Source organism: Sphingobacterium gobiense (genome assembly GCF_002980575.1).
GTDB lineage: Bacteria > Bacteroidota > Bacteroidia > Sphingobacteriales > Sphingobacteriaceae > Sphingobacterium > Sphingobacterium gobiense.
On record NZ_PVBS01000001.1, the window covers coordinates 304,814 to 319,075 of the forward strand.

Sequence of the window (14,262 nt, forward strand, 5' to 3'; positions counted from 1 at the left end):
TACATTCACGAACGCAATTTTAATTTTTCATATTCAATATCACCCAGCGATGGCCGTCGGGGTCAGCAAAACGCATCACCCACCAACCTTCTTTCATCTCCTCTGGCGAGCTGATGATATCCGCATCGATATCGAGAAGTGCTTTTTCCCACGCTAGTACTTCGTCTTTGCTGTCGGCCGAAATGCTGAAATTTACTTCATTTGTTCCGGTGGTATCCAGAACCTTCGTCTTCACTCCCCTCTCAAATCGCTCCGTAGGAAAAAGGTTAAGAATAAAGCCGTTGTCACCAATTGTAAGTGAAATGAAATCATCCCCATCATGGGTCAGTTCCCGTACCGTAAAGCCCAAAGCACTATAGAATTCTTTGGATCTTTTTATATCTTTTATAGGGTAATCTGCCCAAATTTTAGAAGGTCTCGGTGCCATAATATATACATTTTAATTATCAAAATTATTTATTAAGCATTATAATAGACTTAGCACAGGGCAAGAAATGACGTCAGCACGATGATAGTATTTCTTCTATTCTATACAATTTTATATGATTAACTGCAAGCCATCATAAGCATAGCGTAATTCGACTTTGTCCAGATTTGCTAACATTTCTTCATCAAAGTGAGTTAGTAGAATTTGTTTTGTACGAAAATGGTTAATTTTTTCATACAACTGTAAGTAATGGATATGCCCATCAACCGCTGTCGCATAAAAGCAACATTCGCAAATAAATAAGTCGGTATCCGTAGCAATTTTTATCAGCTGATCGGTCCAGCCAGTGTCTCCAGAATATCCAATCGTCTTCTGTTCCGTACGTATCCGGATGCCGTGGGGTTGGCTTTCCGGCTTATGTATCACCGGTATCGGCGTTACAGTGACATACGACAATGTAATTTCCGTCTCTTGTCGGTAGGACACATAGTTCAGATTTAAGTTGTCCAATACGTTGCTTCCTGGATAAAGCAGCTCGACCAACTGTTGGATCTTTTGTTTACCGCCAGGGGGACTCACAATGGTAAGCGGTTCTTCTCGTTTTTCTTTGGCTGCATCCAGCAGTAGAAAGGGCAAACCACCATAATGGTCACCATGAAAATGCGAAATAATAATCGTATCGATTTCTGCTACAGATAAGCCGTGTTTCTTTAAGCCGGCAAGTGTTCCGGTACCGCAATCAATCAAGAGTGTCCCCTCTGGCGATTCGATATGAAAGCAGGTTTGGGCATTACCACCACTAGAAAAAGCATCTCCACAACCTACTACGGTAAGGATATGCGTACTTCGTTTTTTCATCGGTATCTAATTTGCTACCCTAATGCTATACGATAGTCGTGCCAGTTTGGTAATCTAAGGGTTGCTTCTACCGCCTTATCGCCAACCTAATCCAGGAGCCACGTGTTGTAAGATAGCGGAAAGAACGTGCACGTTGTAATCGACGCCCAGCGTATTCGGTATGGTCAGAAGTAAGGTGTCGGCTTCCTTAATAGCTTCGTCCGTAGCTAGTTCTTCAATCAGTTGATCCGGCTCTGCGGCGTAGCTACGTCCGAAGATAGCACGTTTATTGGGCTCAATCATACCAACTTTGTCTGTTCTGCTAGCTTCGTGCCCAAAATAATATCGGTCCTGGTCGTTCACCAATGCAAAGATCGAGCGGCTTACGGATACCCTGGGTTCTCGTGTACGTCCGGCATCTCTCCAAGCTCTTTTAAATAATCTGATCTGTTCTGCCTGCTGTATATGAAATGGCTTTCCACTTTCGTCGTCTTTCAATGTAGAGCTTTGAAGGTTCATTCCTTGTTGAGCTGCCCAAATGGCAGTAGCGTTCGAACCCGCGCCCCACCATATACGGTCGCGTAATCCTTCCGCATGCGGTTCTAAACGTAATAAGCCGGGTGGATTCGGGAACATGGGGTTAGGATTAGGTTCGGCAAACCCAATACCATTTAGTTTTTCTAAGAACTCCAATCCCTTTTGGCGCCCCATGTCGGCATCCGTCTTATCTTCGGTGGGCTCATACCCGAAATAACGCCATCCGTCAATTACTTGTTCCGGAGACCCTCTACTGATACCTAATTGCAAGCGACCGCCAGAAATCAGATCGGCCGCTCCGGCATCTTCAATCATATGTAGGGGATTTTCGTAGCGCATGTCAATTACACCCGTGCCAATTTCGATTTTGCGGGTTCTAGCGCCTATCGCAGCCAACAGAGGGAAGGGCGAAGCTAATTGTTTAGCAAAATGATGTACACGGAAATATGCACCGTCTAAACCAATTTCTTCAGCCGCTATCGCTAAATCAATGGACTGAAACAAAGTGTCGCCTGCAGTGCGAGCGGCATATGCCGGATTGTTGTCCCAATGACCAAAAGATAAAAATCCTATTCTTTTCATATTCCACAACGGATTTAATTATCTGCTAAAATAAGAAAATAAGCCCAAACTTCGTGTTGGTTTAGTTTACCCTTCGTCAATTCTAACTCAGCTGAATGTCCGCTAACAAGCAAAAAAATCCTGAGGCGGGGAACCTCAGGATCTTTAACTAACTAACCAATTATAAACCTAAAATTATGAAGTACTATTATAACAGCAATTTTTATACATTTCGTATAATCTCGATGTCGGTTTAACACATCTTAACAAAAAATAGGTCGTCTGTATTGTAAATATATCCTACAATCGAGCTCAAAAATGCTATATTGGTCCTGTAAAACAGACGTTCCCTATGCACATTTTTCAAACTTCACTGGACATTACACCTAAAACAAGAGGCTTCCACCTGATCACCTCAGATATCATCCGTTCATTACCTGAAATCACCGCTATCAAAACAGGAATCTGCCAGGTTTTTATTCAACATACATCCGCATCATTGACAATCAACGAAAATGCCGATCCTACTGTGCGCTTAGATTTTGAAACTTTTTTTAATAAATCAGTACCCGAGAACGATCCGGACTATCGCCACAATTACGAGGGGTCGGATGACATGCCCGCTCATTTGAAAAGTTCGTTATTAGGAAGTTCAGTTACAATTCCCGTCACGGATGGTCGATTCAACCTAGGGACTTGGCAGGGTATTTATCTCTGCGAACACCGTGATTATGGAGGAACTAGGTGCTTGATTGTTACTGCATGGGGACTTCCTGCTGATTAATTGTTGAACTTTATATCGTTTATTTAAGCTGATGACGTATAAAACTTTGGATTGAAGAATCCAAAGTTTATATACAAAAAACAACCCTGAAGCTCCTTGCTTCAGGGGCTATGTTCGCGAATCGGACGTATCACGCCTCAGCTGTCGAAGTTTCTATTTTCGCTGTCCATACCGTACCGCTGATGTCCGTCAGTTTTAGGTAATAATCATCCTTCAGTAGTATTCCCCCTATATCTATAGAGACGTCGGCTTTTGCTCCAAGAGGTATAACCAGACTGTGTTTTCCAGGTTTGATTTTTGCCACATAGTGATTGTGAATCCTGTTGTTTGGGAACCGCGCTAATTTATCCTGGCCGATGAATGTTACGACCTCGTTATTTTTGTCCAAAATCTCTATCCTGATCAAAAATGAACCATACACATCCGCGCCTTCAACCCGGAAAAGCTGAAACGTTAGCTCAGAACCCTCATGTCGAATGTTCGATATTTCAATTTTCGGTTTCACCGATTTATTATGGAGTGTGCCGAAAACGCCGCCGTGAAAATACTGATTGGTAAACAGCGTAAGTCCAAAGATGAATATCGACATTACCATAACTTTCGTCTGCGGACGTTTGAGCGGGAGAGTGCCCGACCCCAACCACCTGAACCAGCTCTTACTTGTAAAAATGTACTGCCTATCCATTATGTGTTGATCGAGTGAATACGCACCACTCCCGCTCAAGAATAAGGTAAAACCAGATGCAATGCCTAATACGCCGATTTGCCATTCGTCCAGACAGGTAGTGCCAATCCAGCCAGAACCCAATAAGATACCCGTTGCAAGGAAAAGTACACCTATACTCATCAATCTTGTAAATAGACCTAGCATGATAAGCAAGCCCACAATTGCTTCTATAATCGTGAATATAACCATGGAAGTTTGTAAAGCTTCGGGATTAGAAACTAAGTATTCAATAATCGGTTTAATAACCAGTGCATTAGGGAGAAAATGATTGAATTTTTCTCCTATATATCCCGCTTCTTCGGGAATAAGCTTATTCTCTAAGATCAAACGTCTCCAAAAAGCAGAAAAGTAGGTCCAACCGATGACCCAACGCAGAGATAACGTAAACAGTCCGGCAAGGTTTGCCGTACCGTCAATATGATGATGTTTCATTGAATTGATATTTTATTAAACGTAAAAATTGTAAATGCTTGTATGTCCTAGGCTCAGACTACATCAATCTTCATACGTTTATATAAAATATATTTGGGCGGACTATTCCCAGGACAGGTTGTCGTATAATGACGGAGAACCTTAGCAGAAAGGAGAATTAAATGCTGATTATGCGATAAATCAACTGGATCAATTTGTTGGTTAACTTTTGACTCCCTGACAATTGAAATCTGCAAACTCTTATCAAAAGAATAGGAGCAAAGATTTGATCGGCTAGAAGTCTTGGTTTTGTTGAGCGGTTTGACATAGTCAATATTTGCTGCGCTGGTCAATACTTCCTTAACAACGCAAGGACTAAGGGAAAATAAAACAAACCACATCAATAAGATGTGTTTCATGTTTTCTGTATTTCGTTTTATTTCCAACCTAGTCGCAAAGATAAATAAATATTTATCGTTTAATCCACAGAACTTACAAACCGTGTCGTCGCGACGTAAGATCAACCAAGGAATTAGTGTTAGCAAGAAAGAGTACAGCACTCAGGCGCACATTATATAAACGAAGATAAATATTTTACCATTTCGCGAACGATTACAAAAAAAATAAAAAATCTTACTAAGATTCCCATATAGATGTCGTTATAAGATACACAACCACTATAAACATGAAAGCTATATCAAAAATAGCCAGGCTCATTAAACGATACATGGACGGAGAACTTACTCCAGAAGAACGCATAGTCTTGGAACAATGGCGACGCGAAACGCCAGAAAATGAAGCTTTTTTTAAAACGCTTACCGAAGGTGATGAAATCTTTGAAGATGGGCTATCTTGGATTCAGCTTGAGCAAGAGGAAGGCGAAGACTGGCTCCGCAGACTTAAGGAGCGAACCTTGAAAAGAGCCAGTACAGCTGCAGATAGGGGAGAGCGCTCAAGAAGGCTTTATTTTATTTATTTTGCCGCCGCAGCCGTTCTGTTGATAGCAGGTTTCTTCGGTTATTTTCAACTTAGTGCCCCAACGGTCGGGGAGAAGGAGGTAAGCCTTTCCAGTATACAGGCCGGGACCAATAAAGCAAAGCTCGTTTTGTCTGATGGCAAGGAGATAAACTTGAGGAGCGACAAAGATGGGATTATCCTTGACAACCAGTTAACCTATGCTGATGGTACACCTTTATTGGTAATAGATAAAAACAGAATTTCGCATATTAAAGCCACTATCCATGTTCCAAAAGGAGGCAAATATAAAGTCACCTTATCAGACGGCAGCAAAGTATGGCTAAACGCCCAATCAACATTGGTCTATCCACTCCAATTTGATAACCGGAATCGTAAAGTTACCTTAGAAGGCGAAGCTTATTTTGAAGTTGCATCCGTTACCGATGAGAATCAAGTCATACCCTTTGAAGTCATTTGTAGCAATCAGAAAATTCTCGTCACGGGAACAGCGTTTAACGTATCCGCTTATGCGGATGATATCCGTACTATAACTACGCTCGTCGAAGGATCGGTCAGTATAGAATCCGGACATCAAAAGGTACGTTTGATGCCGAATCAACAAGTCATAAGCACCACCACCGGGAATATCATTAAAAAAGAAGTAGATGTGCAACCTTTCGTAGCCTGGAAAGATAATAAATTCCTGTTTCACGAAACAGAATTACGTGATTTAATGAAGTCAATCAGCCGTTGGTATGCTATTGACGTCAGTTACCAAGATAAGATTTCACCAACCTATTTCTACGGGGAAATAGACAGAGATAAAAACCTTGCCGAGGTGCTGCGTATTATCGAAAAAAGTGGCGTTAAATTTAAGCTTCAAAACAGCGGAAAAACGTCGAATTTAATAATCATTAAAGAATAAACATAAACAAACGAACTATGGAAAGAACAGGCATCAAATACCTAATGTGAGCAAAAACCGAATCGGGTCTCGTACACCCGATTTCGGTCATTACGATTTGCTGAAAAGCGTCGATACAGATTATAAACTCTTATTCATTACCAAATCCTAATTGTACAAAAATATGATTTTTTTGCAACATAATGATTATGGCAGGGAACCTGCCTCTTCTAAACTAAAACGCTGGATAGTCCTTATGAAATTAACTATTTTGCTTACGTTATTGAGTGTTTTTAAACTCACAGCAAGTGGATTCGCACAGCACGTATCACTGAAGGTCGTAAACGCTCCGCTAATTCATATCATGCAGACCGTTCAAAAACAAAGTGGCGTGCCCTTTTTATTAAATGGCAAAGATCTTGCAGATACGAAGATTACGATAAATATCGAGCAAGCGCCCTTGGAAAAAGCACTAACGTCGCTATTTGCCGGTCAACCTATCGCGTGGGAGATATCTGACGGAACGATTATCCTCCGTCGTTCCAATAAAACTAACTTCCCGCTATCCGCTGAGTCGATCAAACAAGAGCGTATCATAAAGGGGCGCGTTACGGACGAGCAGGGGAGGCCCATCCAAGGCGCGTCGATACAAGTTGCAGGCACGAAAGACGGGACAAGTACTGACGAACAAGGAAACTTTTCCATCGCTGTCAACGCTCCCAATAGTATTCTCCAAGTTTCGTATGTTGGCTTTCTCAAATCAGAAATCACCATCGGCAATCAACAAACCATCAACGTAACGTTGAAAACCAGTTTTGGTGATTTAGATGAGGTTGTTGTAGTGGGCTACGGTACGCAGAAGAAAAAATTGATCACCGGAGCCAGCATTCAAGTCAAAGGAGAGGATCTACAGAAACTGAGCACGCCAAGTATATTAGAAGCGCTACAGAGCCAATCTCCGGGGGTTCAAATTACGCAAAATTCAGGTATGCCGGGCGAAAGCTTTAAGGTGACCGTTCGTGGTATTGGAACGACCGGCAATTCTGCCCCACTTTACGTTATTGACGGCGTACCGGGCGGCGATATTAATATGCTTAATCCATCCGACATTGAAACAATTGATGTATTAAAAGATGCAGCCTCTGCCGCCATCTATGGCTCCCGGGCCGCCAATGGCGTTGTGCTGGTCACAACCAAGCAGGGCAAAGAAGGACGCACGACCATACACCTAGATAGTTACGTTGGCTTCCAAAATGCTTATAAACTTCCGTCCCTGTTAAATGCCCAAGAATATATGGCCATACAGGATGAGCGGCGGTTTAACGAGGGGGCAGCTCCTTTCGATTGGGCGGCACTTATCCCCAAGCAGTATGAGCAGATTATGAGTGGCGCTTGGAATGGTACCAACTGGCTTACAGAAATACATAATGACAACGCACTGCTGCATAATACATCCCTTAACATAATGGGCGGTAACGAACAATCTCGGTTTTCGATTGGGTATTCTATTACCGATCGACAAGGCATTATGGGCGTGCCGGTAGAGCCTAATTTCCAGCGTCATACAGCACGTATCAATTCCGAACATATCCTGCTCCAGAATGATGATTTTACAATCCTTAAATTTGGCGAAAACGTAAATTACGGATTTAATAATCGTTCTGGAATCGGAATCGGAAATATTTATTGGAACGACATTCATAACATGCTGGTCGGTAATCCGTTGTTGCCTGTTAGAAATGAAAACGGTGACTATTATGATCAAGCGAGTAAAGTTGCCGACGGGTGGGCTTTCGATGGCGCGACAGCTAATCCGGTAGCTGAGATGGACTATCGCCGCGGACAAAACGTGAGCAAGAGCCACAGTCTTTCTGCCAACGCCTATCTGGAAATTCAGCCCATCAGAAACTTGGTTTTTAGATCGAATTTTGGATATCGGCTAAATGCCTCTTCCTACCGACAATATACACCAGCCTACGCGCTTTCTACAACACTAACCAACCCCGTGGATGATATTTCCCAAAACCAGGAGTTAGGCTATAAGATTTTATTAGAAAACACGTTAAGTTATAACTTCAACCCGCTAGAAGGACATCAGATGGATATGGTCGTAGGCCAGTCGATCGAGAAAAATGGTATTGGCGAAAACCTTAGTGTAACAACCGCAAATTCCTCCTTTCCCGGGCAGTGGGACAAAGCTTGGGTGGGCAACGGACAAGGGTATGATGGTTTTATACCCACTGTAGGAGGCGCACACCTCCCCGAATTCAAAATCTCATCTTATTTTGGTCGAGTAAATTATAACATCAATGAGACTTATATGGCATCCTTAATTTTAAGAGCTGATGGTTCGTCGAATTTTTCGAAAGGCAATCGGTGGGGCTATTTTCCATCTGCTTCGGCGGGCTGGATCATGACCAACGAAGATTTTTTAGAGGACAACGGTTTTATGGATTTTATGAAGTTACGTGCCAGTTGGGGGCAAAACGGAAATGCCGATATCCCTCCGTTTCAATATCTACCCACTATCGCCATCGATGTCAGAAACGGTTATTATTTCGGCAACAATAAGAATACGTTGATTCGGGGAGCATATCCAGATGTGTCGCCAAATCCTGATATTTCTTGGGAAACGTCTGAGCAGCTTAATATAGGTTTTGACTCCCGGTTCTTAAACAATAGACTAGCCTTCGTTTTCGATTGGTATAAAAAAACGACTAAAGATTGGCTGGTGTTTGTACCGGTTCTGGCAACCTACGGCACATCGGGACGTTTTGTCAATGGTGGAGACGTAGAAAACAGAGGGATAGAAATCGGATTGAATTGGAGCGATACCAAAGGAGACTTTCGTTATGGTATTGGCATTAATGGCGCCTACAACAAAAACCGAGTGCTCCGGATCGACAACGATGAGGGTATCATACACGGTGAACCTGATGTATTGAGCCAAGGAACCCAACCGATGTACCGGGCGCAGGTTAACTATCCTATCGGTTATTTCTACGGTTTTAAAACCGATGGGATCTTTCAAACGCAAGAGCAGATCGAGGCCTTACGCCAAACAGGCCATGGTGTTCTACCCAATGCTCAACCCGGCGATGTTATTTTCGTAGACTATAACCGTGATGGCGCCATCACCGACGGCGACAAAACGATGATCGGTAATCCACATCCCGATTTCAGTGGCGGATTAAGCCTTAATATTGGTTACAAGGGAATCGATTTGGCGGTCACCGCTATTGGGTCCTTTGGACATCAAATTGCCAAGTCCTACCGTTCCTTTGCTGATAGCCCCCTACAAAATTATACCACCGAAATCTTTGGAAGATGGCATGGCGAGGGTACATCCAACCGGCTACCGCGATTGACCAGTGGAAGCCACACGAATAACCAGTACATCTCAGATATTTATATTGAAAATGGCGATTTCGTGAAGATACAAAACGTCACCTTAGGATACGACCTCAAGCAGATATGGAAGAAGTCTCCTTTCAGCCAAACCCGCATTTATGCCACTGTTCAAAACGTATTCACTTTTACCAATTATAGTGGGATGGATCCCGAGATTGGATACGGGTATGACGAACCATGGGTTTCGGGGATAGACTTAGGATTCTATCCACAACCGCGAACAGTGATGTTTGGTGTAAACCTTAAATTTTAATGTAAAGACATGAAAAAGATATTTTTATTTGTACTCGCTATAGGATTGCTAAGCTCCTGCGAAAAATTTCTGGATACAGAAAGCTTCGATAAAAAAAATACAGGAAACTTTCCGGTTACAATCGCCGATGCCAATAGTATGCTGACTGGTATATACACTAGCCTCAATACGGCAATGTCTAATCCGCAGCATTCCCATTTTTATATGGCGGAACTAGCCTCCGACGATCGTTTTGGGGGCGGCGGCGAAAATGATCGTGATATGCAAGGCCTTGACCATTTAATGAATACCCAGCCCGATCGCTTCCTGTCATTTTGGAGTGCGAGGTATCAGGGGATTTTTAGAGCCAATATGGCCATTGAATCTATTGATAACGTAAGCGGGTGGACCGACGATGCGCAAAAGCAGCAATTGTTGGGCGAGGTCTATTTTCTGCGTGCACTTTATTATCTTGAGCTATCTCAACTATTCGGTGAGGTTCCACTGCTTACGTCAACGCTTGTAACCAATGTCCCTAAATCCCCAGCGGATGAAACCTATGCAGTCATTGCCGAGGATCTCAAAACGGCTATTGAAATAATGCCCTCCAGCCCCTATACAAGTGTTGCCTCAGGGCATGCGACCAAATGGGCGGCACAAGCGTTAATGGCCCGTGTTTTCCTTTTTTACACCGGTTATTACAACAAAACTGAACTTCCTTTGATGTCTGGAGGCGCTGTTACCAAAGCACAGGTCGTACAATGGTTAGAAGATTGCATCAAAGATAGCGGACACGATCTAGTGAGTGATTTCAGAAACCTTTGGCCTTATTCTAACAGATTTACCAAAGCAGACTATCCTTATGCACAGGAAAATAATCTGGAATACGCGGGCGACGGTAATAAAGAAATCGTATTTGCGATTAAATTTGGTACGTTAGCCGACTGGGGGGACACGTATAAACTTGGCTATACCAACCAAATGAATCTCCATTCCGGCCTACGATCAAATAACGGGCAGGCAGGAACATTTCCATTTGGACAAGGCTGGGGAGCCGGCCCGGTAAACAGCAATCTTTGGAATGCTTGGCAGCAGGCGGAACCAACCGATATCCGTAGAACGGGATCGATCATCAATGTCGAAACCGACTTAGATAGTTACATATACGGCGCGGACAATCAAATGGAGGAAACGGGCTTTTGGCAAAAAAAATATATAGCTATTACAGCATACGACGGAGGCACGCTTATTCCTTCCTATGCCATTCTAGCCGATGCAGCCCAAGCGGATTATCAGTTGGCTCACACACAGGATTTGATCCTTATCCGTTTTGCGGATGTATTGCTTATGCATGCGGAGTTAACGGAAACCAATACAAACTTAAATCGTGTCCGGGCACGCGTTAATCTACCTTCCATTCCCTATTCGTTAGGAGCGTTAAAGCGAGAGCGCCGTTGGGAGCTTGCCTTTGAAGGATTACGTTATTTTGATCTCATGCGTTGGCATGACGCAGCGGATGCGTTGGCTCAACAAGAAGGTGTGGCTATCAAAAATAAAGGAATCGATACGCAAATGCGAGCATTTGGTGGTGGCTACCGGAGCCGGTTTGAGGCTACGGGCGGGTTTTGGCCTGTTCCACTATCACAGATTGCGCTTTCCGACGGAGTGCTCACACAAAACAAAGGCTGGGGTGAATCTACGCACGAATTCCCAGGCTGGTAACTTTAAACTGTTTATACGATGAAATCAATATTTTATATCTTATCCATCCTTAGCTTCTTGCTTATAGGATGCGAACCCATCGAAGATCGGATGGGGCCCGGATCCGCAATAACCGCGGATCAACTGAACATTACAGCGACCCAAATAATCGTTGATGGGAAACGAAGTAATAAGGTCGTGTTAGACAATAAAAGCCCTGTGCTTTCCTCGTGGGATTTTGGTGTGGGTGTAACACAACGAAAAACGGACACCGTATTGTTGGTCTCTACAGGCGAGAACGATATTATTTTCACGGGACTGAACCCCGATGGAAGCAAAATCAGTAAAACACTAGCGGTGGAAGTGGATGAATTAACCTTCCCTGTTCCGCCAGAGTGGGCATTCTTAACCGACGGAAGCGAAAAAGACTGGGTATGGGACACCAACAAGCCGGCGGTTTGGGGTAATGGTGGATATTTGGGGAATTTCGCTCCCGCTTGGTGGACATTACAAGAATCGGATATCGACGGACAAGCACCGGGAGAAGGTGTCGGCGCTAAAATGGTGTTCTCCTTACGAGGAGCCAAACTGACAAAAGTTAAGTCTAACGGGGAAAGCATAGTCGGGACGTATGCTTTCGATATGACAAAAAAAAATACAATGGAAGACGGGACGATATGGGCTAAGGGGAAATTAACGACTAGAAACGTAACCATGTTATGCGGAATATCACCCAATGAAGGGAACGCTGCCGTATATGAATACGATATTTTAATCCTCAATGGAGAAGAAATGGTACTTGCTTATCCAGAGTCTGGTGCGGGTGCTTGGGGTACAGCGTGGTTTTGGGTTTTTCGTGCAGAATAAGTAGCGCATTTTTTGACAGCGTGGTGCATCCTTTACCTATCGAGCAGAGGATGTACCTTTTGTTATTATGCGCTTTTAAATTCGCCGCATTTACATTAAGTTTGTAAGTAACCACATAATATAAGCCTGTCAATGATGGACGAACTCAATAAGCAGATTTCTGATTTACGTATAGGAAAAGAAACAGCCTTGAGCTATCTGATGGATCAGTATGCATGTGCACTACACTTTTTCGCTTATAAATTTATAAAAGATAAACAGACTTCGTCAGAAATTGTATCCGACGCTTTTATAAAACTTTGGGAAAGAAGAGAACATTTTGAAGCCATTGAGCCAATTAAATCTTTTCTTTATCTTGTCGTTAAGAATGCATGTCTAGACCATCTCAAACACAGTCGCAATAAATACAGGTATGAAGAAGCCAACCTCATCGAATTGGAGGCTACGGATCAGGATATTCTGAGGAAGATAATCTACACAGAACTTGTCGAATTAATTGTGTATGAAGTGAAGAAGCTGCCCCGGCAGCAGGCCCAGGTTTTGCACTTATCGTTTATGGAGGACAAAAATATCCAGGAGATCTGTGACGAACTCGGAACGACAGCTAACACCGTATATTTTGCGCGATCCAAAGCCGTTGCTACATTAAAGAAAGTACTAGCGCAAAAAAAACTTTCTCTCCATTATCTGTTTCTACTGCTATTTTTTAACCTACCGCAATGACAAGGCAAATATCAGCGTTGGGACGATGCTGGATACACATTATGAAAAAATCCCGAAGCGGGGAGCTCCAGGATTTTACTAACTAACCAATTATTAACCTAAATTATGAATTACTAATTTTACAACAATTCCTGTGCCTTTTTTATTGTTGTTAAATTCATTTAACAGTTTTTAACAAGCACGTGTGCCAAACCCGTTGTTAACAGTGTTCTTTGTTACCATTATTCAACGTTAGGTTGTTCCATCACGGTTTATGGCGTTGTACACCCCCGCAGTTACCAATCCCCCAACTACATAATACAGTATAGTTAGTGCCTGTACCTTCGGGTTTCGATTAACGGGTTTGTCATCAAGTCCAAGTGGCTCGGTTAGCGTCAGTGCTCCGATGCCTGCGGCTGCACCTAGCAATAATCCCTTCGTCAAGGTCTCCTTCGGAGTCTCACCGCTAATTGTCCGGAAAAAGGCGGTGTTGGCGATGATGTCACTTGTCAGCGCTATACCGTATAAATTGTTTCCTTGGGGCGGCTTGCTCCCAGCAGCCAGCCAAGCCTTTTCTATACCCTCTTCGGCAACCTCGTTAATTTGTGGAACATCATTTGACCGTTTGCGGGCCAACTCATGGATAATATTAAGCGCTATCGAACCGGCCAGTGCAGGTATTATATTTTTAAAGAAACTCATATTCGTTAAATTTTTAAAACAAAGGCACCCAGCCAGTGCAGGGGACTCTTACCATATATTGAACAGCGCAACCACCGAAAAGGTTGCGATTAGTTACTTTTCTTTTTCCACTTCAATCTGCCTCATGACGATATCATCTTTTTATAAACAAAGTGCCTGCTAGTCCGTTCTAAAAGAGAGAACAGAATTGTAAATATTTAAAAGTATACTATTATGAGCATGCCAGAAAAAGAAAATAATCCTAAGAGGAAAGAAGAGTTGGAGAAAGAAAAAATGAAGCGAAATGATGAACGCAACAACAAGGATAACGATGGTGATAGTGGTTATGTACCGCCAACACCAGAGCCTAGAGAGTCTCCACGAAAACATGATGATCCGTTAGTTCGCATTACGCCTAGTACGAGTTAGTTTATTGAGTCAATAGAAGCAAACGTGTTTCAAGCAAGTACAAACAAAAAATCCTGAAGCGGGGAGCTTCAGGATTTTTAACTAACTAACCAAT

At 43.0% G+C, this 14,262-nt stretch carries 13 protein-coding genes; 7 read left to right on the forward strand and 6 right to left on the reverse strand.

Annotated elements, in window-relative coordinates; all coding sequences use genetic code 11:
- Positions 1-19: 19 nt before the first annotated feature.
- The 3 genes from C5749_RS01320 to C5749_RS01330 form a co-directional block, all read right to left on the reverse strand.
- Positions 20-427 carry a VOC family protein gene (locus C5749_RS01320; protein WP_105722309.1) on the reverse strand — a complete coding sequence of 136 codons (408 nt, stop codon included), beginning with the start codon at positions 425-427 and terminating at the stop codon, positions 20-22.
- A gap of 111 nt (positions 428-538) precedes the next feature.
- Positions 539-1,285, reverse strand: coding sequence for an MBL fold metallo-hydrolase (locus tag C5749_RS01325; protein ID WP_105722311.1), 747 nt, complete (start codon positions 1,283-1,285; stop codon positions 539-541).
- 75 nt (positions 1,286-1,360) lie between these two features.
- Positions 1,361-2,383, reverse strand: coding sequence for an LLM class flavin-dependent oxidoreductase (locus C5749_RS01330; protein ID WP_105722313.1), 1,023 nt, complete (start codon positions 2,381-2,383; stop codon positions 1,361-1,363).
- 331 nt (positions 2,384-2,714) lie between these two features.
- Here C5749_RS01330 and C5749_RS01335 point away from each other — a divergent pair, with 331 nt between their 5' ends.
- The gene (locus tag C5749_RS01335; RefSeq protein ID WP_105722315.1) at positions 2,715-3,146 is read left to right on the forward strand and encodes a secondary thiamine-phosphate synthase enzyme YjbQ; all 432 of its coding nucleotides are present in this window, start codon (positions 2,715-2,717) and stop codon (positions 3,144-3,146) included.
- Positions 3,147-3,276: 130 nt separating this feature from the next.
- Here the strand turns inward: C5749_RS01335 and C5749_RS01340 are convergent, their stop codons facing one another.
- Together C5749_RS01340 and C5749_RS01345 are read right to left on the reverse strand one after the other, a co-directional pair.
- Positions 3,277-4,305 carry a TQO small subunit DoxD gene (locus C5749_RS01340; protein WP_105722317.1) on the reverse strand — a complete coding sequence of 343 codons (1,029 nt, stop codon included), beginning with the start codon at positions 4,303-4,305 and terminating at the stop codon, positions 3,277-3,279.
- Between the two features lie 53 nt (positions 4,306-4,358).
- On the reverse strand, positions 4,359-4,703 hold the full coding sequence (locus C5749_RS01345; RefSeq protein WP_105722319.1) for a hypothetical protein: 345 nt from the start codon (positions 4,701-4,703) through the stop codon (positions 4,359-4,361).
- Positions 4,704-4,969: 266 nt separating this feature from the next.
- Between C5749_RS01345 and C5749_RS01350 the strand changes: the two genes are divergently transcribed.
- The 5 genes from C5749_RS01350 (at position 4,970) to C5749_RS01370 (ending at position 13,079) form a co-directional block, all read left to right on the forward strand.
- Positions 4,970-6,166, forward strand: coding sequence for a FecR family protein (locus C5749_RS01350; protein WP_105722321.1), 1,197 nt, complete (start codon positions 4,970-4,972; stop codon positions 6,164-6,166).
- A 235-nt stretch (positions 6,167-6,401) separates the two neighbouring features.
- Positions 6,402-9,809: a TonB-dependent receptor gene (locus C5749_RS01355; protein ID WP_105725087.1), complete on the forward strand. Its 3,408-nt coding sequence runs from the start codon at positions 6,402-6,404 to the stop codon at positions 9,807-9,809.
- Positions 9,810-9,818: 9 nt separating this feature from the next.
- Entirely contained in the window at positions 9,819-11,510 is a 1,692-nt protein-coding gene (locus tag C5749_RS01360) for a RagB/SusD family nutrient uptake outer membrane protein (RefSeq protein WP_105722323.1), read from the forward strand.
- Between the two features lie 18 nt (positions 11,511-11,528).
- On the forward strand, positions 11,529-12,356 hold the full coding sequence (locus tag C5749_RS01365; RefSeq protein WP_105722325.1) for a hypothetical protein: 828 nt from the start codon (positions 11,529-11,531) through the stop codon (positions 12,354-12,356).
- Positions 12,357-12,488: 132 nt separating this feature from the next.
- Positions 12,489-13,079: a sigma-70 family RNA polymerase sigma factor gene (locus C5749_RS01370; RefSeq protein WP_105722327.1), complete on the forward strand. Its 591-nt coding sequence runs from the start codon at positions 12,489-12,491 to the stop codon at positions 13,077-13,079.
- Between the two features lie 231 nt (positions 13,080-13,310).
- Here C5749_RS01370 and C5749_RS01375 read toward each other — a convergent pair whose 3' ends face one another.
- Positions 13,311-13,760, reverse strand: coding sequence for a hypothetical protein (locus C5749_RS01375; protein WP_105722329.1), 450 nt, complete (start codon positions 13,758-13,760; stop codon positions 13,311-13,313).
- Positions 13,761-13,973: 213 nt separating this feature from the next.
- On the opposite strand from C5749_RS01375, the gene C5749_RS01380 reads away from it, so the two are divergent.
- Positions 13,974-14,168, forward strand: a complete 195-nt coding sequence (locus C5749_RS01380) for a hypothetical protein (protein ID WP_105722331.1) — start codon at positions 13,974-13,976, stop codon at positions 14,166-14,168.
- The last annotated feature ends 94 nt before the right edge of the window (positions 14,169-14,262 follow it).